Below are 19,141 nucleotides of genomic sequence, written 5' to 3' on the forward strand. Positions count from 1 at the left end.
TATGCAACGTTTACTTTTATATGTCCACTTCAATAAATTTAACTTTATCAGTGGACATGTACTTTACCAATTAGAAAAAATCCGCCCCTTGTATTCACGGGTGGTCTTTATCTCCAATAGTCAGCTACCAGAAGATATGAAGGATCATTTGTTCTCGCAACAGTTGGTAGACGATATTCTAGAGCGCCAAAATAGTGGCTTTGACTTTGCGGCGTGGCGGGATGGAATGAAGACAGTCGGCTTTGATCAACTGGCTCACTTTGATTCTGTTACCCTCATGAATGATACCTGCTTTGGACCGCTTTGGGATCTAGAACCTATTTATCAGCAGTTTGAACATGATGATGAAGTAGATTTCTGGGGTATGACCAATTACCGGAAAGACAAGGATTTTAACGAGCATATTCAGAGTTATTATCTCAGTTTTAAAAAACAGGTGCTGACATCAAACGCCTTCCCAGAATTTTGGCAGGGTGTTCAAGACTTCACCAATGTTCAAGATGTGATTGATCACTACGAGACCAAGGTCACAACGAATTTCTTGGATGCTGGTTTTCGCTATAAAACTGTTTTTGATACCATTCATGAAGACACCACAGGGATGCTCTATCCAGACTTTTCTTACTACAATCCTACAGCGATTCTCCGTCATAAGGTTCCTTTTATCAAAGTCAAAACCATTGCGAATAATGAAGGAATCATTCCTTACATTTTTGACGAATTGGAACGTATATCGGACTATCCATTAGATTTGATCCTCAACCACATGTCTATGATTGATCGTCCGGACTATCCTTATCTCTTGTCTCGTAAGTACTTGAAAAATCAGGAATTAGCTGGAGAGTTCGGTAAAAAAGTTGCTGTTCATCTTCATGTCTTTTATGTGGACCTCTTGGAAGAATTTCTAGATGCTTTCCAAGCTTTTCATTTTGCTTATGACTTATGGATCACGACAGATGTAGAAGAGAAGAAGCAGACTATTGAGAAAATTCTTTCTCATCGAGCACAAGATGCCACGGTTTTGGTGACTGGAAACATTGGACGGGATGTATTGCCAATGCTGCTCTTAAAAGAGCAACTTTCTCAATATGATTATGTTGGCCATTTCCATACTAAGAAATCTAAAGAAGCAGATTTCTGGGCAGGTGAATCTTGGCGCAAAGAATTGATCGAGATGTTGGTCAAACCGGCTGATCAAATCCTAGCCAATATGGAAGCCAATCCAAAAGTCGGAATCACTATCGCAGATATTCCAACCTTCTTCCGTTACAATCGAATAGTGGTTGCCTGGAATGAAGCCCTCATTTCACCAGAGATGAACAAGCTCTGGGAACGGATGGGAGCGACCAAGACGATTGACTTCAAAAATCTCAATACCTTCATTATGAGTTATGGGACTTTTGTTTGGTTTAAATACGATGCTTTGAAACCACTCTTTGACTTGAATTTGACAGCAGCAGATGTTCCAGCAGAACCTCTACCACAGAATTCAATCCTTCATGCGATTGAACGCTTGTTGATCTACATTGCTTGGGATCAAAAATATGACTTTAGAATCTCTCAAAACCCACATGTTCTGACACCGTTTATCGATAATAAGCAATTGAACAATCGTGAGGATCTCCAACCGCATACCTTTGTGGACTTTAATCAAATAGGAGGGATTAAAGGGGCCTTGAAGTATATTGTGATTGGACCAGCAAGAGCTGTGAAATATATACTAAAAAGAATGATAAAGAAAGTGAAATAATGAAACGGAAAAAAGAGTTTAATATTAAGAAATTTATCCTCTCAGTTTTATCAAAAGTCTCAAGAACCCAGTGGTATTATGTGATTACTTTCGTTCTATTTTCTTTTTTTAATTTTTATCTAGCCCAGAATAATCTTGCTGTTCACAACAAGGCAACTGGTACAGTCTTACAATATGTCAATTTTTTAGGAATTTTATTTGGAATAAGTTTCCTACTATTAGTTCCAATATTATCCCAGTTCAATTTTAAAAAATGGTTTCCATTCAAACTGGTTGTCAGTTATTTGGTTTACAATACTCTATCTTATTTGACGGAAATCACGATCTATTTGAATAATCCAAAATACAAGGTTTGGAATTTTGATCAGAATCCATTCTTTAGAACGGATTCCTTCCTTGTCATTTTCCTTCTGTTTGCTTCTACAGGTGGTTTGGTTCTATTGCGACAGCATTATGATAAGCTACCAAGTCGGAAAAAAGGAGGAGAAGAGATTGGCGAGAACTATCAGTATCTGGTCTTGTCGCAACTCTTGATCACCTTTATCGTAACAGACAAAAATTTTTCGACCCTGATTTACAGGACAGATAATTTTTTGTATAAGGCCTTTGAAATTGGCAAATACTCAGCTCAGCAATTTTGGTTAACAAATGAATTCTTATACATTCTCTTTCCATTGATTTCCTTACTTGGCTTCTTATATACAAAGGGACAACGAGATTTCGTCAAGAACAAACCGAGTTTCTCTTTAGTGTTCTTCTCTAGTACCACTATTGCAATTGTATTGAATTATTTTATCCAATTCAGTTTAGGTCGAACAGAACCCTTCTTAGGCGTTCATTACACGATTCCAGATGCCATCTTATTTCAAATTCTCATTCTGACAGCGATACTTATCTTTGTTTACATTTGTATCAATCAATATTGGATTGCTACCTGTCTCATTTCCATTGTTTCCATTGCTTTTGTAGTTGCAAATTCCATCAAGTTTGGCATGAGGAATGAACCAGTTTTACCGAGTGATTTAACTTGGTTAACCAAGCCAATGACGCTTTTGAGCTTTATGGACAAAGCGCAAATATTTTACATCTTTTTATTGGTGGTCTTTCTGGTTTGTCTACTGATTGTCGGGAAAAAGTACCTCTTTAAAGGAAGAATTATTTCTTCATGGAAAATACAAATCGGAGCTATTGCAGTGATGCTCTTATGCTTTAAGAGTGTCAATGGGATATTCAGTGATAAAGAAAACGGGAAGATCAAGGATAATGTACCAATTATTAGCACCCTGAACAATTACCAAGATATTAATTGGCTAGGGAATACGACCAATGCTCGTTACAAAGGATTGTCTTATGTTTGGATGAATCAATTGACGACGGAGGTTGTTCCAAAACCGGATGGTTATTCCAAAGAACGTCTTGAGAAAATAGCCCAAAAATATACCAACTTGTCTAATGCGATCAATAAGGAGAGAAGTAACTACTTAAACGATCAAACGGTCATTTATATTCTGAGTGAAAGTTTTTCTGATCCTAGAAAAGTCGAGGGAGTTGAGCTTACGCAAAATCCGATTCCCAATATTGAGAACATCATGAAGACCCACACGAGTGGGCAAATGCAATCGGATGGATATGGTGGCGGAACTGCAAATATGGAGTTCCAGACTCTTACAGGTTTACCATTCTATAATTTATCACAAACTGTATCTGTCTTGTATACGGAAGTTCTTCCTAAGATCCATGATGTGCCGTCTATCAGTAATGCATACTCAAAAAAGAATAAGATTGCTGTTCACTTGGCAGGTAAATCGAATTATTCTCGGGATATCGTGTATTCGAGATTGGATTTCAAAGATTTTATTACGACGGATACAAAGGGAATCAAGTACAGAAAAGAAGGAATTAGTCCGAGTGATGAATCCACCTATAATATTGTGTTGGATAATTTAAACGATAAAAACGGACAATTCTTTTCTGTGATGACCATGCAAAATCATACTCCATGGTTAGAAGCAAATCCAGAAACCTTGGATGCAAAAGGTAAAGGGTTTAGTGATGAAGAAAATTCAAAACTGACTTTCTACAGTCGCTTGCTTTCACAAACCGACACCGCCACCCAATCTTTCCTGGAAAGTCTTTCTAAAATAGATAAGAAGATTACAGTGGTATTCTATGGAGATCACTTGCCAGGTCTTTATCCTGAGTCCGCCTTTAAGAATAATCCGGAGAGTCAGTATCAGACAGACTACTTTATTTGGAGTAATTTTGATGCACCGAAATTGAACTATCCTTTGGTCAATTCAAGTGATTTCTCTGCTATGGTCTTTGAACAGACCAATTCAAAAGTTTCGCCTTACTATGCTTTGTTGACGGAAGTGCTGAAAAAAGCAAGTGTCGATAAAAAGGCCCTAGAAGGAGAAGCACAAGAAATTGCAGAGGATTTGAAAATGGTTGAATACGACTTGATTAGTGGGAAAGGTTACCTTTCTAAAGACTTCTTTAAAGTTCCAACTAATAAATCCAATTAAAAGGAGAGCAAGCAGTTAAAAATCTTTGTGATTTTGGCTGTCTGGCTCCCTTTTTTTTGTTTTTTATGCTAAACTATTAGATGGGGGTACGCTCATGATTAAGATATTTGGAAAGGTCCATTATCATTGGCAACCGGACTTATCTATTCTTGTGACTTATTGGTCCATTGCAGTGATTCCGGTCTTTATTGGACTGGCCTTGATGTATGAGAGCTCTAGTGTGCCAACGCTAGTTTTGTTTTCGTTCTTTTTATTTATGGTCTTGCTCGCGATTGGGGTCCATCGTTACTTCACGATCTATGAGGATGGGATCTTGCGGATTATTACTGCCAATCCTTTTACTCCAATCAAAGTGAAGATTGACTCGATCGAAAAGGTCGAAGTAAATAAGAAATCGATCAAGCTCATATTTAATGATGGATCGCGCAGTCGAACATTCTGTATGCGTAAATGGCCGAAAAAATACTTTATCAATGCACTTGCCTTAAATCCTTATTTTAAGGGAGAAGTAATCCTGACGGACAATTTCATCCATGTGGATTACTACGAGATGTATTATGCAAACAAATAAAAAGCCCTCTTAATCTTTTAAGAGAGCATGAGTGGGGCATTCTTTAATAGCCTCGAGAACATCGTTTGTGACAGGGACTTCCTTTTCAAGGAGGTCGTCCTCTTCAGCAGCAAATTTAACGATGCCATTGTCATGGTAATCAAATAATTCAGAATAGGTCTGACAGAGACCGCAAGCGATGCAACGATCTGGAATTAACGTAACTTTCATACTTCTATTGTAATGATTTTTACGAGAAAAAACAAGGAGGAAGTCATGGCAAAAGAACCATGGGAAGAAGATATTTACGATGATGGAGAAGAAACATTGAAAAGAACGAGTAAGTTAAACGGAATCAAGGCAGACCGTCTATTGACGATTTTAGCCATTATTTTCTTTGTAGTAGTAGTGGCGATGGTCTGCTTGTTGATTTTCCTTTCAACAGGTGGCAGCAACAAATCAAAACAAATGTCTGGTTTCTACAATGGAGAGACTAAGGTTGAACAGAAATCATCAGCCCCTGCAGCACAAACTGACCAAGCGGCTAAAGACGATAGTTCAAAAGATGAGAACTCTGAAGAAGGTACGATCACTGTTCAAGCAGGTGAAGGGGAAGCAGCGATTGCTGCGCGTGCTGGTATTTCCATTGCCCAATTGGAACAGTTAAATCCTTCTCATATGTCTACAGGATCATGGTATGCGAATCCTGGTGATGTCGTTAAGATTCAGTAGGAGTTGAGGACAGCATGAAACAAATTCAAATTGCCATTGATGGACCGGCTTCTAGTGGAAAATCCACAGTCGCAAAGATCATTGCCAAGGATCTAGACTATACGTATCTAGACACGGGAGCTATGTATCGTGCAGCGACTTACCTAGCTTTGCAAAATAATCTGACAGCTGAACAGGTTGATGACCTCTTAGCCCTTTTAGATCAGTATCCAATTAGTTTCGGTCGTTCAGAAGAAGGAGAGCAGCTTGTCTTTGTAGCAGACGTGGATATTACCCACCCAATTCGCGATAACCAAGTGACCAACAATGTTTCATGGGTTGCAGCGCTTGCGCCAGTCCGTGAAAAACTTGTCGCTCTACAGCAAGAAATTGCAGCAGAGGGGGGCATCGTTATGGATGGACGCGATATTGGGACGGTCGTCCTTCCACATGCAGAGTTGAAGATCTTTTTGGTTGCTTCGGTTGAGGAGCGGGCAGAACGTCGTTATAAGGAGAATGTTGAAAAGGGCATCACAGCGGATCTTGAATTGTTGAAAAAAGAAATCGCTGAGCGGGACTATAAGGACAGCCACCGTGCCGTTTCTCCTTTGAAACCTGCAGCTGATGCCATTCATTTTGACACAACGGGTGTTGGAATTGCAGATGTTGTTGCCTTTATTGAAGAAAAAGCAAAAAAACTTCTTGACAAAGAATAAAAAACTTGATATCATATAAAAGTTGAGAAAAGCAGAAGTGAGAACTTCTCGCCTTGTGACGCAAGTTGCCTGGCCCCTACGGATCAAGTTTCAGAAATGAAATACATCATGTAGTTCGGGCCTGTTTTGCAGGTCCGTTCTTTGTTTTTCTCGAATAATAAAAAAGAGGTGAAAACCATAGCAAAGCAAGACTTATTCATCAATGATGAAATTCGTGTACGTGAAGTTCGCTTAATCGGTCTTGAAGGTGAGCAATTGGGTATCAAACCACTTAGCGAAGCGCAAGCACTTGCGGACGACGCTAATGTTGACTTGGTTCTCATTCAACCTCAAGCTAAACCTCCTGTTGCGAAAATTATGGACTACGGTAAGTTCAAATTTGAGTACCAGAAGAAGCAAAAAGAACAACGCAAAAAACAAAGCGTTGTGACCGTGAAAGAAGTTCGTTTGAGCCCAGTGATTGACAAGGGTGATTTCGATACAAAACTTCGCAATGCTCGCAAATTCCTTGAAAAAGGAAATAAAGTGAAGGTATCCATTCGCTTTAAGGGTCGTATGATTACCCACAAAGAGATTGGTGCTAAAGTTTTAGCCGACTTCGCTGAAGCTACACAAGATGTGGCGATCATCGAACAACGTGCTAAGATGGATGGACGTCAAATGTTCATGCAATTGGCGCCAGCAACTGACAAGAAATAATCTGTCAGAAAGTTAAAAAAAGGAGAAAATATCATGCCAAAACAAAAAACACACCGCGCATCAGCTAAACGTTTCAAACGTACAGGTTCTGGTGGACTTAAACGTTTCCGTGCTTACACTTCTCACCGTTTCCACGGAAAAACTAAGAAACAACGTCGTCATCTTCGTAAAGCATCTATGGTGCATTCAGGAGATTTCAAACGTATCAAAGCAATGCTTACTCGCTTGAAATAATCGCGTATTCGTAAGTAAAGAATTCTAGGAAATATTGGAGGAAATATAAATGGCACGTGTTAAAGGTGGCGTTGTATCACGCAAACGTCGTAAACGTATTCTTAAATTAGCTAAAGGTTACTATGGAGCTAAACATATCTTGTTCCGTACTGCAAAAGAACAAGTAATGAACTCTTACTACTATGCATACCGTGACCGTCGTCAAAAGAAACGTGACTTCCGTAAATTGTGGATCACACGTATCAATGCGGCAGCTCGTTTGAACGGACTTTCATACTCACAATTGATGCATGGTTTGAAATTGGCTGAGATCGAAGTTAACCGTAAAATGCTTGCTGACTTGGCTGTTAACGATGCAGCAGCTTTCACAGCTCTTGCAGATGCAGCTAAAGCAAAACTTGGTAAATAATATTTATAAGGCTGAGGAGTTTTCCTCAGTCTTTTTTTCTTGCTGATTTCATGCTATAATGAAAATAATCGTAACCGATATGAGGAGAGATGGAGGATACAAAGGTGACACACAATCGACTAGCATGGGATGAATATTTTGCAGCACAGGCCTTACTGATTTCGAATCGAGCGACATGTAATCGAGCGAAAGTAGGTGCTGTTCTGGTTAAGGATAATAAGGTCATTGCAACAGGGTATAATGGATCCGTTTCTGGGACAGATCATTGTCTAGAGGATGGCTGTCTTATGGTCGAGGGACACTGTGTCCGGACGATTCATGCGGAAGTCAATGCGATTTTGCAAGGAGCTGAACGTGGAATTCCTAAAGGCTTTACAGCTTATGTGACGCATTTTCCTTGTCTCAATTGTACCAAGCAGTTGCTTCAAGTCGGTTGCAAGCGAGTGGTATACATTCATCAGTACCGCATCGATGAATATGCCGAATACCTCTACCGCGAAAAAGAAGTAGAACTGGTTCATCTGCCGATTGAAGAAGTCAAAAAGGCTATTGCAGAGGCTGATTTTATTTAGGGAAGGCTTCCAGTCTATTTCATGATATGTTAGCAATCTAACTGGAAACCTGTCCAAATTAATGTTTAAGAGATAGCATTGAATAGATGGCTATCATGAAAAGAATGATGGAATCAAGAATAATGGTGTTAACGGAAAAACATAAAAATATAAGAAAGTTAGGAGAAAGTGATGACAAACCAAGAGAAACATCTTGAGGAAAATAAAGAACATAGTAAGATCAGTGAAGATTATCCCAATTTTGTATCTGTTCAGAATTCTCCAAAAGAAAATAGCTTACATTCTATTCTTCTTTCAGCGACATTTTACTTATCCATTATCTATCTTGTAATGTTTGTCTGTTACTTTGCACCTTGGGGTGATGGTTGGGGATTTGTCGTTTTGATTTTCCTTGGTCCAAACTTATTAAGTCTTGCGATTGGAGCCTTTCTAATTCGACTAGGGATGAAGAAGGGGAATAAAAGCCTTCTCTATGCGAGTATTGGACTCTATCTGCTGTCTATCATCTTGGCTTTTGATCCGGACTGGGAAATATTTCGAATTGCTCCCTTATGTTTAGGTATTTTGGATTTAATCGGAACACTCCTGGTTAAAGAAGTGAAAAGCTCTTAATTAAAAAATGGATATGGTCAACTCTACTCAATAAAAAATATTCGGGTCGATTAAAGCCCTAGTTAAATCAGTTCTTCCGCTCTATTTTTAAGCGCTATTATTTGAAAGAATAACTAAAAATGTTTGGAGAAAGTTATGACAGATCAACAAAAAAATCCTGAAGTAGATAAAGAAAATGAAGCATATGCTTCAGATGAAAGTCTTTTTCCGAACAATGAAATGAAGCCAGAGAAGAGAATTGGAAATTCTGTAATCCTTTCTATTGCTTTGTTTTTGGCCATTGTTTATATAGTTTTACTTTTATTAGGTCTCTTTTCAATGGGAGCGTGGGCTGGTGGCTTTTTGTACTTTTTGGGAATCCATATGATTAGCTTTGTGATAGCAACCATCCTGCTTTGGAATGGAATAGTGAATGCCAATAAAGCAACTCTTTATATGGCAGTAGCTATTTATGTTTTTTCATTTATTGCTGCGGGTGATCCGGATTGGGTGATTAATCATATACCACCGTTTGTGGTAGGAGTGCTGGTATTGATTGGAACTGTATTGTTAAAAAATGGAGACTGATGATAGGAGGTAGGGTGTTCAATCCTATCTTTTTTATTTATTTATTTAGTACTGATAACGCAATAGGAAAACGGTTACAAATTGTGTTATAATTTAAATAAATGAATCGTTAAATACTTTTCTTAGAAAGCGGAGGAGAATCTATGTCTAGAAAAAAATGGTATGGTATACTGCTAATTCTTGAAGCAATTCTTTATCTTGTTTCTTATGGTAGTAGTATAGTAGTGAACTATAGTTCCCAAAGTTTAAATGAAAATACACCACTGTTCACTGTCTCTAGTATTTTTTCTATATGGAATGGAATGATTATTTGCTGGGTAATTTGGAGAATCATGAATCAGCGTTTAAATGTTGAAGGATTGATAGCTGCTCTTCTCCTCTCAATTACCCAACTACTGATGTTTTTTTTACCACCTTTCTCCCCAACAAATCTGATGAACATTTCCTTTGTGCTAAATATCATTTGTTTAATATGGATTTGCCTGCTTATAAAGAATGTAGAAATGAGGGAGCTTTTAAACAATTGGAAAAGTAAAGATGGTTGGAAATCATCGATAGCTTATTTAGTACTATTTGTTTCCTCTACAAATATTTCTCCACTATTTATATTGATTGGTATGGATAGAACGAGTGACATTTACGCTTTTACACTGCGATACACTGTAATGGAGTTAATGTTTCTACTTCTGATTAATGTTATGATCACAAGTACAAGTGATAAACTTCAGAAAGTATTTTCTCTTTTGATAATTTTATCTTCTCTTGTTGAGATAGGTGTAGTATACTCTTTCATCTCTCGTATAAGCTTCTACGGTCTCTTTTATCTTCTCTTATCGATTTATATTGTTTGTCGTGTTTTTGGTTTGTTTGATAAAGTTGCAGCTAGCTGGGAGTCCAAGGTGAAAGTACAAGATCTATCATCTATTGAAACTAAACCAGAGATGGCGTACTCTCAAGTAGAAGGAGACATAGATGTAAACGATCAGTTGAATGCTGAGATACGATCAAACAATGATAAAGAAAATTCGCCAAAAAGAATTATTTTTCAGTCGTCTTGGTTATGGAGCGCCCTTATAATAGCAGTCTGTCACCTTGGTATTATGATTTTTCCTTTATTTTTAGGAAACCCCATGTATCTACTGATCTTATATATTGGTGCCATCCATTATATTTGTTTTATGATTGCGACTATATTACTTTTCATTGGTATGAGAAAAGGAAGTAAAGGACTCCTAAATGTGGCAGCTATCTTATTTGTTATTTCCATTATAGGTACGCTAGATCCTTATTGGACAGGTCCAAATATTTTATCCTTTATTCTGGGAGTCTTGGTATTTATTGGAACTATATTATTTAAAAATGAAGACTGATTAAAGTAGATAGGGGTGAAAATTTTTAAAGAACTGTTATCATTTAAGTAGGTGGTAGGTTTTCGAGTACCCATTGGTACGCGGACGCCTACCATTTTTGAAGATAAAAAAAGCACCGTGTGAGGGTGCTAGATCTTGCCTGCTGAACTCGTCAATTGATAGATACCCTACGGGGTATTTTTGTGAACTTTTTAGGAACTTTGAGGACTGTTTAAGTCAGTTTAACTGGGTAGTGCATAGACTGAAAAAGCTGATTTAATGGGCTTTTTGAAAAACCATTTTCCATATCATATGTAATGTGTTATAATGAAGTGTTATATGGTCCCGATAAGGTGGTAGAAATCTTCTATCAGTACTTTGTAACTCTATAACAATATTTTTTTAAGGGGGGACATTTTTATGTCAGAACGTAAACTTTTCACGTCTGAATCAGTATCTGAGGGGCATCCAGATAAGATTGCAGACCAAATTTCAGATGCTATTTTAGATGCTATTTTAGAGCAAGATCCAGAATCACACGTTGCGGCTGAAACAGCTGTTTATACAGGTTCAGTCCATGTTTTTGGTGAAATTTCAACAAATGCATATGTCGATATTAACCGTGTTGTTCGCGATACGATTGCAGAAATTGGCTATACCAATACAGAATATGGTTTCTCTGCTGAAACTGTTGGAGTACACCCATCATTGGTGGAACAATCTCCTGATATCGCTCAAGGGGTAAACGAAGCCCTAGAAGTACGTGGGAATGCGGATCAAGATCCACTCGATTTGATCGGTGCAGGAGACCAAGGTCTCATGTTTGGTTTTGCGGTGGATGAAACAGAAGAACTCATGCCATTGCCAATTTCACTCAGCCATAAGTTGGTTCGTCGCTTGGCAGAATTGCGTAAGTCAGGTGAAATCAGCTATCTTCGTCCAGATGCGAAATCGCAGGTCACTGTTGAGTACGATGAAAACGACCGCCCAGTGCGCGTGGATACGGTTGTTATTTCAACCCAACACGATCCAGATGTCAGCAATGAACAAATCCACGAAGATGTGATTAACAAGGTCATTAAAGAAGTGATTCCAGCTTCTTACCTAGATGATGAGACTAAATTCTTCATCAACCCAACTGGCCGCTTTGTTATTGGTGGACCTCAAGGGGACTCAGGATTGACAGGTCGTAAGATCATCGTCGATACCTATGGTGGTTATTCACGTCACGGTGGTGGTGCCTTCTCTGGTAAGGATGCAACCAAGGTGGACCGTTCGGCTTCTTATGCAGCTCGTTACATTGCTAAAAACATCGTAGCGGCAGGTCTTGCTAAGAAGGCAGAAGTGCAATTGGCTTATGCGATCGGGGTGGCACACCCGGTATCTGTTCGTATCGATACTTTCGGTACAAGTACTGTTGCTGAGAGCAAATTAGAAGCAGCAGCGCGTGAGATCTTTGATCTTCGCCCTGCAGGGATTATCCAAATGCTGGACCTCAAACGTCCAATCTACCGTCAAACAGCAGCATACGGTCATATGGGACGGACAGATATCGATCTTCCATGGGAACGTTTGGACAAGGTAGAAGCTTTGAAAGATGCTGTAAAATAATTCGTTGAAATGGAAAAGTTAGGGTCAAGTTGATCCTAGCTTTTTTTCGTTTTGAAAATTCCTACAGATGGAAAAATAGGTCGATCTGTGGTATAATAGATGCAGTATTTTGAATACGTTGTCCCTTTTATTTCCGTTACAAAAAACGATAGTAAAAGGAAAAAGACTTGAAAGAGCTAATAAATTATTAAGATGAAAAAAATTGTAATAAATGGTGGTCACCCTCTAAAAGGAGAGGTGACCATTAGTGGTGCAAAAAATAGTGTAGTAGCCCTGATTCCGGCGACCATTCTGGCGGATGATATCGTGACCCTTGATGGGGTACCGGATATCTCTGACGTGGCGAGTCTGATTGAAATCATGACCATCATGGGGGCTAAGATCGAGCGCAAAGAAGACAGTTTGATCATTGATCCACGTGGGGTGAAGAATATGCCTATGCCATTTGGAAAGATCAATAGCTTGCGAGCTTCCTATTATTTCTATGGTAGCTTGTTAGGACGTTATGGTCAAGCAACTGTTGGACTACCTGGAGGGTGTGACCTTGGACCACGTCCGATCGATTTGCATTTGAAGGCCTTTGAAGCAATGGGAGCCGCTATGACCATGGATGGCTCTAGTATGAAACTTGCGACTGATGGCAAGCCTCTTCAAGGAGCAAACATCTACATGGATACTGTTAGTGTCGGTGCAACGATCAATACGATTTTGGCAGCGGTCAAGGCTGAAGGTCGGACAGTGATCGAAAATGCTGCGCGGGAACCTGAGATTATCGATGTGGTAACCTTGCTCAACAACATGGGAGCCCATATTCGGGGAGCAGGTACGGATATCATAATCATTGATGGTGTTCCACAATTGCATGGAACTAGACATCAGGTGATTCCAGATCGCATCGAAGCTGGAACCTATATTGCCCTTGCAGCTGCTATTGGAGAAGGTATCCAGATCAATAATGTCCTGTATGAGCATTTGGAGAGCTATATTGCCAAGTTAGAGGAAATGGGTGTGCGCATGACCATTTCTGAAGATAGCATCTTTGTAGAAAAGCAGACGGGCTTGAAGGCGATCCAGATTAAAACGTCTCCTTATCCTGGTTTTGCGACTGATTTGCAACAACCGATCACACCTTTGCTCTTAACGGCTGCAGGACGTGGGCGCATTGTTGATACGATTTATGAAAAACGGGTCAACCATGTGCCAGAATTGGCTAAAATGGGAGCCACCATTTCGACCTTAAACGACCACATTATCTATGAAGGGCCAAATCAATTGACAGGATCCAGTGTGAAAGCGACGGATCTTCGAGCTGGTGCGGCTTTAGTGATCGCCGGTCTCATGGCTTCTGGAACAACAGAAATTACAAATGTGGAATACATCCTTCGCGGGTATTCAGATATTATTCATAAATTGACCCAACTTGGAGCAGACATCCAGTTGGTAGAGGAATAGTGACAGAACTAGGGATCTGATAGTGGCGGCTGGATACACGAACAATGGAGTTTGAAATGAATATTTGGACGCACTTAGCTGCCTATTCACTAATTGAAACACAAAGGTTGTATTTACGACCTTTTCTCTTTGAGGATGCGGAAGATTTTTATAAGATTGCTTCGAATCCTGATAACCTACAATTTATCTTTCCTGCACAAGCCGATCTTTCTGAAACTCAATATGTACTAGCCAACTATTTCATGAAAAATCCTTTGGGGGTTTGGGCGATCTGTGATCAGGAAACCAATCAGATGATCGGTTCGATCAAGTTTGAAAAGTTGGATGAAATCAAGGGTGAGGCTGAGTTAGGCTACTTTTTACGCAAAGATTTTTGGGGAAAGGGTCTGATGACAGAAGCGGTCAAAGAGTTGGTCTATCTATCATTTGAGAAATTTCAACTGAAGGAGCTTAAGATTGTCACCCATGTTGAAAATGCAGGGAGTCAAAAGGTCGCTTTGAAGGCTGGTTTTCGTCTCTTTCGTCAATTCAAAGGGAGTGACCGCTATACGCGTAAAATGCGCGATTATTATGATTTCCGCCTAGGTAGAGGGGACTTCTATGAGTAAACACCAAGAGATTTTAGACTATCTCGAAAAATTACCGATTGGAAAACGGGTCAGTGTCCGCAGTATCTCCAATTTTTTGAATGTCAGTGATGGGACGGCCTATCGTGCCATTAAAGAAGCTGAAAATCAAGGAATTGTCGAAACGCGTCCTAGAAGCGGGACCATCCGTGTCAAATCGCAAAAAGCTGTACTAGAGCATTTGACCTATCGGGAAATTTTAGAAATCACCGGCTCTGAAATATTAGCAGGTGAAGAGGGACTCGAAAAAGAATTTAATAAATTTTACATCGGTGCCATGACGGAAAAGCACGTCCTAGACTATGTGTCTGAAGGGGGACTTTTGATCGTGGGTGACCGCACTAGCATCCAACGATTGGCTCTTAAGCATGACAATGCGGTCTTAGTGACAGGTGGCTTTGAAGTGAGTGAGGATGTGATTGATCTGGCCAATCAGGTACAAATCCCAGTCATCCGAACTTCACACGATACCTATACCGTCGCGACTATGATCAATAAGGCCTTGTCTAATATGCAGATCAAGACGGATATCTTGACAGTCGAGCAGGTCTATCGGCCCTTCCATGAGTACGGCTATCTTTCTGAGACGGATACGGTCCGGGATTATTTAGATTTGGTTCGAAAGAATCGCTTTAGTCGTTTTCCGGTTGTCAATCAGCACCAGATGGTAGTGGGCGTCGTGACCATGAGAGATGCCGGAGATAAGGCGCCTCAGACGACCCTTGATAAGGTGATGTCACGGACCATTTTTACCACTAATTTGTCCACCAGCATTGCGACGATTAGCCAACGGATGATCGCTGAAGATTATGAAATGATTCCTGTTGTTCGTAATAACCAGACCTTGCTGGGTGTTATTACGCGTCGGGATGTCATGGATCGGATTAGCAAGGTGCAGTTTTCGAGCTTACCAACCTTTAGTGAGCAAATTGGTCAAAAGATTCAAACAGAGAACGACCATTACCAATTCACAGTGGAGCCAAGTATGCTGGAGAAAAGCGGTGTTTTGGCCAATGGAGTCATGATCGAAGTGCTGATGAAGGTTATTCGCAAGATGATGCAACACAGTGGGCGTAGCTTGATTGTCGAACAGTTGATCATCAATTTTTTACAGGCTGTGCAGGTGGATGATGTGATCCGCATTGAACCCCAACTTGTTCGGCGAACCAGACGTTCGGCCTTGGTTGATTTTAGCTTGTATTTAGATCTGCAGCTAGTCGCGAAAGCAACCATTACGATTAAGATTAATTAAACAAAAGAAATGAGGAGACAATGATTACATTAAAATCACAACGTGAAATTGAAGCCATGGATCGTGCAGGAGATTTCCTTGCCAGCATCCATATTGGATTACGTGACTTGATCAAGCCAGGGCTTGACCTATGGGAAGTTGAAGAATATGTCCGTCGTCGCTGTAAAGAAGCCAATGTCTTGCCGCTTCAAATCGGTGTAGAAGGTAGTCTCATGGACTATCCTTATGCGACTTGCTGTGGTTTGAATGACGAAGTAGCCCATGCTTTTCCACGTCACGTCATTCTCAAAGATGGTGATCTCCTCAAGGTAGACATGGTCTTGTCAGAACCACTGGATAAATCTGTTTTGGATGTATCGAAATTAGATTTTGACAATGTGGCGCAAATGAAGAAATACACTGAGTCCTATACTGGTGGCTTGGCGGACTCTTGCTGGGCTTATGCGGTGGGAAATGTTTCGCAAGAAGTCAAAGATTTGATGGACGTGACCAAAGAATGTCTCTATAAAGGAATTGAGAAAGCAGTCGTTGGCAATCGCTTGGGAGATATTGGTGCAGCAATTCAAGAGTATGCGGAAAGCAAAGGCTATGGCGTAGTGCGTGATTTGGTCGGACACGGTGTCGGGCCTACCATGCATGAAGAACCAATGGTCCCACATTATGGTCGTGCTGGACGCGGTCTTCGCTTACGTGAAGGGATGGTCTTGACGATTGAGCCAATGATTAATACCGGTACTTGGGAGATTGATACAGATATGGAAACTGGTTGGGCCCATAAGACCCTTGACGGTGGCCTTTCTTGTCAATACGAGCATCAATTTGTGATTACAAAAGATGGTCCAGTGATCTTGACTAGTCAAGGTGAAGAAGGAACATACTAAAAAATAGAGAGGAAAGAATGGAGCTGAAGGCAAGTGTCTGGTTTCGCTCTTTGCTCTTTTTTAGTAAAATGGGGAGGTGACGAATGAAAAAGGTCCTACAAAAAATACTGGGACAGCCATTTATAAAAGGCTTCGTGCGATTTTATCAGAGTGCAGAGTCTGATATCACTAGCATTGCGGTGGCTTATTATTTGCTGATCTCCATTTTCCCTTTGATGCTGATTGCAGCCAATATTCTGCCTTACTTTCATATTCGTCCCACTCAGATTCTTTTAAGCTTACAGAAAGTTTTGCCAGCCTCCTTATATCGAATAGTGGCACAGATGATTTCGAGTGTCTTGACCAAACCTTCGACAGGCTTACTGAGTTTCTCGATTATTTCTGCTTTGTGGATCTTCTCTCAGAGCATTGCCTACCTCCAAAAAGCCTATAACAAGAGTTATGGGGTGGAAAAGGAGCGTGGTATTATCTGGGGGCGACTCTTTAGCTTTCTGATCAGTTTTGCCTTGCAGGGCTTGTTTGGACTCTCGCTGATCCTTTCCATGTTTGGGAAAATGATCGTTCGTTATCTCTATAAGACCTTTTCATTTGATCGGACGATTTATGTGCGCTTACTGAATTTGACAGAGCCGACCATCTATCTCTTGCTTTTTGTTAGTCTGGTCTTGCTCTATTACACCCTTCCAAATGTCAAAATTCCGAAATTTAGATATGTATTGCCAGGGGCGACCTTTGTTGTTGCTGTCCTGTATGCGATCTTGAATATCTTTTGGAAATATGTGGATCGTTATGTGAGTCATTTCTTAGATGCTCGTTTCTTCGGTTCGGTCGTCCTAGCGGTCATCATGTTCTGGTTTATCTTGGTGGCAAAAATCATGATTATTGGTTGTATTTTAAATGCCAGTATCCAATTTGCTAGAGAAGCAAAGTTCCAAACGCGCAGTGGAGAAATTGTCTCTAAGTTAAAATCAGAAGAAGTGGACTTTCGGCATAGAGAAGTTTCACAAAAATTAAAGCTTCGGTTACGCTTGATAAAAAAAGAAAAAACGGAATAAGGGAGAGTGGGACAGAAATCGGTAATTCGTTAGAATTCGATTTCGTCGTCCCACCTCCGCACAGTTGAGTAGGGCTGTAAAAGCTGATGGAATCAGCGTAGTAGAGCCCACTCAACGACTGCGTCTTGCTCGACAATTCAAAAATAATTGAGAGGCTAGGACTTTTGTCCCAGCCTCTTTTTTTCTTATCTATCTTTATTGCATTTGCAACAAAAATGTGTTATGCTATTGTCAATAGGAAAGGAGGAGTAAGATGAGTATTTTGCGTGAGATTGGCATCATTGCGAGAGCACTGGATTCTATAGCAAATATTGAATTTCGAGATTTGGATCTGGCGCGTGGTCAATACCTCTACCTGGTGCGAATTGCCGAGCAACCTGGAATGATTCAGGAAGAACTCTCTGAAGTCTTGAAAGTAGATCGATCCACCGTTGCAAGGTCTGTAAAAAAACTAGAAGAACGAGGACTGATTCAGCAGCGTCCAAGGGGTGAAAACCTTAAAATCAAGGAATGGGAATTAACTGAAAAAGGTAAGCAGATTTACCCCTTCATTTTAGGGGAGCATCTTTACTCTGAAAAAACTGCCTTAAAAGGATTTTCCAAAGAAGAAGTCGCACAGTTAGAGGAGTATCTCATCCGAGTTCGTGAGAATATCACCTTGGATTGGGAGCTAGTCAAAAAAGGTCAAAAAAGAAATTATAGTGAGGTAAAGCAATGAAAGTGACAGTCGATCAAGCATTTTGGGATTTATTTCCAACAGCTAGAATTACAGTGATGTCCTTGTATGGTATTGATAATACAGTAGATGAAGCCAAGGATCCTTATTTCAAAGAATTGTTGGACAAGGGTACCAAGAGAGCATGGGAATTTATTGATGAAGAAAACTATACCCAGAGTGAGTTCGTTCAAGAGTGGCGCCAAGCTTTTAGCAAGTTTAAAACAAAAAAAGGAGCCCGATCTTCCATCGAAGCACTCTTAAAACGGGTTCACCAGGGACGTGAATTCTATCCGATTAATCCTTTGGTGGATCTTTACAATAGCGTGTCGATGGCTTATGCCCTTCCTTGTGGGGGAGAAGATATGGATAAATTGGTGGGTGGCCTCTCTCTAGGTCAAGCGAAAGGAGGCGAACCTTTCTTTCCATTAGGTGCTGAAGAAGATGCGCCAGCTTTGGAAGGGGAGATCATCTACTACGATCAAGAAGGAGCTGTTTGCCGTTGTTTGAATTGGCGTGAGGCTCAAAGAACCATGTTAACAGAAGATACCAAGGACGCTATTTTGGTGATTGAAGCCATCAATGAGGAGCAGGCCAAACGGGCCCAAACAGCTATGCAGGAATTGAAAGATCTAGCCAAGGATTATTTTGGGGTTGAAGGCACCATCTATCAATTAAGTGCAGAGCATGCAAGTATAGAAGTTTAAAAGAATAAGGCTGAAACAATCTGAACTGCACCCCAAAAGTTAGACAGAAAAAAATCTAACTTTTGGGGTGTTTTTATTATGAAATTAACTTATGAAGATAAAGTTCAGATCTATGAACATAAAAAACAAGGGCGAAGCTTCAAAGAGC

At 40.2% G+C, this 19,141-nt stretch carries 21 protein-coding genes and 1 other annotated feature; of the genes, 20 read left to right on the forward strand and 1 reads right to left on the reverse strand.

Annotation, left to right across the window (positions count from 1 at the left end; translation table 11 throughout):
- Position 1 precedes the first annotated feature (1 nt).
- The 3 genes from QM870_RS02945 to QM870_RS02955 all read left to right on the forward strand — a co-directional run bounded on the left by QM870_RS02945 (position 2) and on the right by QM870_RS02955 (position 4,846).
- Entirely contained in the window at positions 2-1,750 is a 1,749-nt protein-coding gene (locus QM870_RS02945; protein ID WP_155169011.1) for a rhamnan synthesis F family protein, read from the forward strand.
- Complete coding sequence (locus QM870_RS02950; RefSeq protein WP_414368544.1) at positions 1,750-4,275, forward strand: LTA synthase family protein; 2,526 nt, start codon at positions 1,750-1,752, stop codon at positions 4,273-4,275. The genes QM870_RS02945 and QM870_RS02950 overlap by 1 nt, the downstream gene beginning before the upstream one ends.
- 94 nt (positions 4,276-4,369) lie before the next feature.
- The gene (locus QM870_RS02955) at positions 4,370-4,846 is read left to right on the forward strand and encodes an EbsA family protein (RefSeq protein WP_023917814.1); all 477 of its coding nucleotides are present in this window, start codon (positions 4,370-4,372) and stop codon (positions 4,844-4,846) included.
- 9 nt (positions 4,847-4,855) lie between these two features.
- Here the strand turns inward: QM870_RS02955 and QM870_RS02960 are convergent, their stop codons facing one another.
- Positions 4,856-5,056 (reverse strand): ferredoxin, encoded by a 201-nt coding sequence (locus QM870_RS02960; RefSeq protein WP_003006690.1) that lies wholly within the window; start codon positions 5,054-5,056, stop codon positions 4,856-4,858.
- 45 nt (positions 5,057-5,101) lie between these two features.
- Here QM870_RS02960 and QM870_RS02965 point away from each other — a divergent pair, with 45 nt between their 5' ends.
- The 17 genes from QM870_RS02965 to QM870_RS03045 all read left to right on the forward strand — a co-directional run bounded on the left by QM870_RS02965 (position 5,102) and on the right by QM870_RS03045 (position 18,993).
- On the forward strand, positions 5,102-5,557 hold the full coding sequence (locus tag QM870_RS02965) for an SAG1386/EF1546 family surface-associated protein (RefSeq protein ID WP_003006692.1): 456 nt from the start codon (positions 5,102-5,104) through the stop codon (positions 5,555-5,557).
- Between the two features lie 14 nt (positions 5,558-5,571).
- Positions 5,572-6,252 carry a (d)CMP kinase gene (cmk, locus tag QM870_RS02970; RefSeq protein WP_031574170.1) on the forward strand — a complete coding sequence of 227 codons (681 nt, stop codon included), beginning with the start codon at positions 5,572-5,574 and terminating at the stop codon, positions 6,250-6,252.
- A gap of 23 nt (positions 6,253-6,275) precedes the next feature.
- Positions 6,276-6,404, forward strand: a sequence feature (ribosomal protein L20 leader region).
- 16 nt (positions 6,405-6,420) lie between these two features.
- Positions 6,421-6,951 (forward strand): translation initiation factor IF-3, encoded by a 531-nt coding sequence (infC, locus tag QM870_RS02975; RefSeq protein ID WP_003003721.1) that lies wholly within the window; start codon positions 6,421-6,423, stop codon positions 6,949-6,951.
- Positions 6,952-6,984: 33 nt separating this feature from the next.
- Positions 6,985-7,185 (forward strand): 50S ribosomal protein L35, encoded by a 201-nt coding sequence (gene rpmI / locus QM870_RS02980; protein WP_001125942.1) that lies wholly within the window; start codon positions 6,985-6,987, stop codon positions 7,183-7,185.
- 49 nt (positions 7,186-7,234) lie between these two features.
- Complete coding sequence (rplT, locus tag QM870_RS02985; protein WP_000124830.1) at positions 7,235-7,594, forward strand: 50S ribosomal protein L20; 360 nt, start codon at positions 7,235-7,237, stop codon at positions 7,592-7,594.
- Between the two features lie 104 nt (positions 7,595-7,698).
- Complete coding sequence (locus tag QM870_RS02990) at positions 7,699-8,166, forward strand: deoxycytidylate deaminase (protein WP_129824413.1); 468 nt, start codon at positions 7,699-7,701, stop codon at positions 8,164-8,166.
- A gap of 171 nt (positions 8,167-8,337) precedes the next feature.
- The gene (locus tag QM870_RS02995; protein ID WP_129824180.1) at positions 8,338-8,778 is read left to right on the forward strand and encodes a hypothetical protein; all 441 of its coding nucleotides are present in this window, start codon (positions 8,338-8,340) and stop codon (positions 8,776-8,778) included.
- Between the two features lie 135 nt (positions 8,779-8,913).
- The gene (locus QM870_RS03000; protein ID WP_031574151.1) at positions 8,914-9,345 is read left to right on the forward strand and encodes a hypothetical protein; all 432 of its coding nucleotides are present in this window, start codon (positions 8,914-8,916) and stop codon (positions 9,343-9,345) included.
- A 143-nt stretch (positions 9,346-9,488) separates the two neighbouring features.
- Positions 9,489-10,715, forward strand: a complete 1,227-nt coding sequence (locus tag QM870_RS03005; protein ID WP_155125102.1) for an ABC transporter permease — start codon at positions 9,489-9,491, stop codon at positions 10,713-10,715.
- Between the two features lie 399 nt (positions 10,716-11,114).
- On the forward strand, positions 11,115-12,305 hold the full coding sequence (gene metK / locus QM870_RS03010) for a methionine adenosyltransferase (RefSeq protein WP_155125101.1): 1,191 nt from the start codon (positions 11,115-11,117) through the stop codon (positions 12,303-12,305).
- Positions 12,306-12,497: 192 nt separating this feature from the next.
- The gene (locus QM870_RS03015) at positions 12,498-13,757 is read left to right on the forward strand and encodes a UDP-N-acetylglucosamine 1-carboxyvinyltransferase (RefSeq protein ID WP_155125100.1); all 1,260 of its coding nucleotides are present in this window, start codon (positions 12,498-12,500) and stop codon (positions 13,755-13,757) included.
- 56 nt (positions 13,758-13,813) lie between these two features.
- The gene (locus QM870_RS03020; RefSeq protein WP_024055817.1) at positions 13,814-14,365 is read left to right on the forward strand and encodes a GNAT family N-acetyltransferase; all 552 of its coding nucleotides are present in this window, start codon (positions 13,814-13,816) and stop codon (positions 14,363-14,365) included.
- Complete coding sequence (gene spxR / locus QM870_RS03025; protein WP_049515543.1) at positions 14,358-15,635, forward strand: CBS-HotDog domain-containing transcription factor SpxR; 1,278 nt, start codon at positions 14,358-14,360, stop codon at positions 15,633-15,635. The genes QM870_RS03020 and spxR overlap by 8 nt, the downstream gene beginning before the upstream one ends.
- Before the next feature lie 20 nt (positions 15,636-15,655).
- Complete coding sequence (locus QM870_RS03030) at positions 15,656-16,516, forward strand: methionyl aminopeptidase (RefSeq protein WP_049474762.1); 861 nt, start codon at positions 15,656-15,658, stop codon at positions 16,514-16,516.
- An 83-nt stretch (positions 16,517-16,599) separates the two neighbouring features.
- Positions 16,600-17,571: a YihY/virulence factor BrkB family protein gene (locus QM870_RS03035; RefSeq protein ID WP_070666051.1), complete on the forward strand. Its 972-nt coding sequence runs from the start codon at positions 16,600-16,602 to the stop codon at positions 17,569-17,571.
- A 253-nt stretch (positions 17,572-17,824) separates the two neighbouring features.
- The gene (locus tag QM870_RS03040; protein WP_070660317.1) at positions 17,825-18,289 is read left to right on the forward strand and encodes a MarR family winged helix-turn-helix transcriptional regulator; all 465 of its coding nucleotides are present in this window, start codon (positions 17,825-17,827) and stop codon (positions 18,287-18,289) included.
- The gene (locus QM870_RS03045; protein ID WP_014713165.1) at positions 18,286-18,993 is read left to right on the forward strand and encodes a B3/B4 domain-containing protein; all 708 of its coding nucleotides are present in this window, start codon (positions 18,286-18,288) and stop codon (positions 18,991-18,993) included. Before QM870_RS03040 ends, QM870_RS03045 begins: the two co-directional genes overlap by 4 nt.
- Positions 18,994-19,141 lie beyond the last annotated feature (148 nt).

Origin of the sequence: Streptococcus parasanguinis (assembly GCF_047463195.1) — a bacterium.
GTDB classification, from domain to species: Bacteria; Bacillota; Bacilli; order Lactobacillales; family Streptococcaceae; genus Streptococcus; species Streptococcus parasanguinis_R.

Excerpts from the sequence above, each read along its gene's own strand:
- QM870_RS02960 (WP_003006690.1), bottom strand. The coding sequence starts at position 5,056 with ATGAAAGTTACGTTAATTCCAGATCGTTGCATCGCTTGCGGTCTCTGT.
- QM870_RS03020 (WP_024055817.1), top strand. The coding sequence starts at position 13,814 with ATGAATATTTGGACGCACTTAGCTGCCTATTCACTAATTGAAACACAA.
- QM870_RS02955 (WP_023917814.1), top strand. The coding sequence starts at position 4,370 with ATGATTAAGATATTTGGAAAGGTCCATTATCATTGGCAACCGGACTTA.
- QM870_RS02950 (WP_414368544.1), top strand. The coding sequence starts at position 1,750 with ATGAAACGGAAAAAAGAGTTTAATATTAAGAAATTTATCCTCTCAGTT.
- QM870_RS02945 (WP_155169011.1), top strand. The coding sequence starts at position 2 with ATGCAACGTTTACTTTTATATGTCCACTTCAATAAATTTAACTTTATC.
- QM870_RS02995 (WP_129824180.1), top strand. The coding sequence starts at position 8,338 with ATGACAAACCAAGAGAAACATCTTGAGGAAAATAAAGAACATAGTAAG.
- QM870_RS03005 (WP_155125102.1), top strand. The coding sequence starts at position 9,489 with ATGTCTAGAAAAAAATGGTATGGTATACTGCTAATTCTTGAAGCAATT.
- rpmI (WP_001125942.1), top strand. The coding sequence starts at position 6,985 with ATGCCAAAACAAAAAACACACCGCGCATCAGCTAAACGTTTCAAACGT.
- QM870_RS03030 (WP_049474762.1), top strand. The coding sequence starts at position 15,656 with ATGATTACATTAAAATCACAACGTGAAATTGAAGCCATGGATCGTGCA.
- rplT (WP_000124830.1), top strand. The coding sequence starts at position 7,235 with ATGGCACGTGTTAAAGGTGGCGTTGTATCACGCAAACGTCGTAAACGT.
- QM870_RS03015 (WP_155125100.1), top strand. The coding sequence starts at position 12,498 with ATGAAAAAAATTGTAATAAATGGTGGTCACCCTCTAAAAGGAGAGGTG.
- spxR (WP_049515543.1), top strand. The coding sequence starts at position 14,358 with ATGAGTAAACACCAAGAGATTTTAGACTATCTCGAAAAATTACCGATT.
- metK (WP_155125101.1), top strand. The coding sequence starts at position 11,115 with ATGTCAGAACGTAAACTTTTCACGTCTGAATCAGTATCTGAGGGGCAT.
- QM870_RS02965 (WP_003006692.1), top strand. The coding sequence starts at position 5,102 with ATGGCAAAAGAACCATGGGAAGAAGATATTTACGATGATGGAGAAGAA.
- QM870_RS03040 (WP_070660317.1), top strand. The coding sequence starts at position 17,825 with ATGAGTATTTTGCGTGAGATTGGCATCATTGCGAGAGCACTGGATTCT.
- QM870_RS03000 (WP_031574151.1), top strand. The coding sequence starts at position 8,914 with ATGACAGATCAACAAAAAAATCCTGAAGTAGATAAAGAAAATGAAGCA.
- cmk (WP_031574170.1), top strand. The coding sequence starts at position 5,572 with ATGAAACAAATTCAAATTGCCATTGATGGACCGGCTTCTAGTGGAAAA.
- QM870_RS03045 (WP_014713165.1), top strand. The coding sequence starts at position 18,286 with ATGAAAGTGACAGTCGATCAAGCATTTTGGGATTTATTTCCAACAGCT.
- QM870_RS03035 (WP_070666051.1), top strand. The coding sequence starts at position 16,600 with ATGAAAAAGGTCCTACAAAAAATACTGGGACAGCCATTTATAAAAGGC.